The organism is Nocardia sp. NPDC059177 (genome assembly GCF_042755165.1).
Taxonomy (GTDB): Bacteria; Actinomycetota; Actinomycetes; order Mycobacteriales; family Mycobacteriaceae; genus Nocardia.
Genome location: NZ_JBHZBX010000049.1, coordinates 1 through 2,141 on the forward strand (window position 1 = coordinate 1; position 2,141 = coordinate 2,141).

A 2,141-nucleotide genomic window follows, 5' to 3' on the forward strand; every position below is an offset into this window, starting at 1 on the left:
CGGACGCCCAACGAAGTAGAGTCCGACTGGTTCGAGCGGAATCGAGCAGCCTGAGAAGTCAAAATCTCACTGTCCGAGAACTTCCCAGCCCCTCAACCTCGAACAGCTTGACGTACACAGAAGCATCTTGTGCGACGACCTGCTCGCGCTGTGCCGCACCCAGCGGCGCATGCTGCGCGAGGTCTCGCAGTCATCGAGGCTGCCCGCCGGACTCGGCGACCTGTCGGACAATCCGGCGATCAAGATCCGATTCGAAGAGGCGCCCGCAGTCGAAGCGGCCGCCCGCCTGGCGAACCGAGTCGACAGTTGGTCAACCGAGCTGTCCGAAAACCCGAAAAAGGCCAAATCGGCTGACATGCGGGCACGCTGGCTCGCCGACGCCGTCCGTGACACGGTGGTGAACCGCGCTCGGGCGGGCGCGTGGGCGATCGAGATCCTCAAGCCTCGCATCGACGGACATGTCGCGTACTGCCCGCCTGATCGGATACCCCACGAGTTCTCGGGTGGCCAAGTCCTCACTCTCGCGGTCTTGGTCTACTGCGCGCTCTCGCGCGTACGGTCATCGCATCGGCAGGGCGGTTCACGGCCTGCTGGAACGTTGCTGCTGGACAATCCTTTTGGTGCGGCTTCAGCGGAGCCGCTGATCGAGATGCAGCACCGGCTTGCCGCCCATACTGGAGTTCAGCTCGTGTGCGCGACAGGGCTACACGATCCGGCGGTCGAAGCGGCGTTCACCGGTACCGGATCGGTGATTGTCAAGTTGCGCAATGACGGGGATCTGCGGCGCAATCTGTCATTCTTGCGGCTTCGGGCAACGGTCGTCGACGGCGTCGATATTGTCGAATCGATAGTGCGAGGCCGTGATAGAGGATCTGCTCAGAACTGGGTCGATGGCATCGGCTACGAGATCCGACGATGAGCGTGCGCGAATCCGAGATCGCCGCGTTGCGTGCGGCACTTGTGGCCAAAGGGTCGGTGCGCATCTCCCATGAAGACCTGTGGCGATTATGGTGTGTCGCCGCTCCTCGTCTCGTCGGCAGCCCGCAGCAGACCGACGATCTGCATGAGTGCCTCCGCGCGCTTGCCGAGGAGAACACGATCTGCTTGCCGTCGCGGTCGTCGAAGCGCTTGTGGCCCAGTTATGTCACCGTTCCCGCTTCTCGTCCCGCCGTGAAATCCAAACCGTGGGTGAGCTATCCCTGGCGCGCCGAATTGGGCTGGGCGGCGTCATTGCGAACTCTGTCGCAGGAACTCTTCGCTGATCTTGTCGCGATCAACGCCTGGTTGGGCAGACACGCTACACAGACCGTCCCGCTCGTTCCCTTGCGTTACCGTTCCACCGAAATCTTCGGCAAGGAGAAAAGACTCGACGATCTCGCCCGCACGACACTGTTTGATTCAGGCAGGCTCACCCTTGACCTGTTGGCGTGCGTTCGCTATCCGCCGCCCCTGCCCGCCGCGATTGTCGGCAATGGTCCGGATGTCCTCATCGTCGAGAACAGCGACACCTACTGGGTATTCCACGAACTTCTGCGCGACATCACCGGCCATCCCATTGGGGCCATCGCCTGGGGCAGCGGGCGGACCTTTCCCGCCCAGGTCGACGCGTTAGGCGTTGACGTCGCCGGTCGCGGCCCAGTGAGTGGAATCGCCTGGTACTGGGGTGACTTTGATCCAGCGGGGATCGCGATTGCCGAAGCCGCCGCGTTAGCGTCGAGCACTGTGCCCGTACAGCCAGCGCGCGGCCTCTGGTCGGCCATGGCCGGGCGTCCCATTCAAGACCGTGACGCTGTGGACTGGTCTGGCGTGCAAGGCGGCCACCTGCTGGGCTCCGAGTCCTGGGCGCTGCTAGCCCCTATCCGAGCCGCCTGCGGCCGAGTCGCACAAGAATCGGTGCTCATCGACACACTTGCCGAATGGGTGAACGAACCGCGATGAGGTTGTTGCTGATTGCTGTCTCCAGTTTGGGGCCCTGGGCTCACGCTCAATGAGGTGATCTCAGCGAGATAAGCGACCGGTTCCGGGCCGTGTGATGGAAGTTGTTGGGAGCCCTGCGTGTCAGGGTGAGTTGAGTCCACCGGCACTCAGCAAATCCAGCCCGACGCAGGGCGAGATCGGACCTACTCCACGATGACGACGAC

2 protein-coding genes are annotated in these 2,141 nt (G+C 63.0%); both read left to right on the forward strand.

What is annotated here, in order from left to right; all coding sequences use genetic code 11:
- Nucleotides 1-127: 127 nt before the first annotated feature.
- Complete coding sequence (locus ACFXK0_RS28975; RefSeq protein WP_379414261.1) at nt 128-919, forward strand: hypothetical protein; 792 nt, start codon at nt 128-130, stop codon at nt 917-919.
- Entirely contained in the window at nt 916-1,938 is a 1,023-nt protein-coding gene (locus ACFXK0_RS28980) for a hypothetical protein (protein WP_379414262.1), read from the forward strand. Before ACFXK0_RS28975 ends, ACFXK0_RS28980 begins: the two co-directional genes overlap by 4 nt.
- The last annotated feature ends 203 nt before the right edge of the window (nt 1,939-2,141 follow it).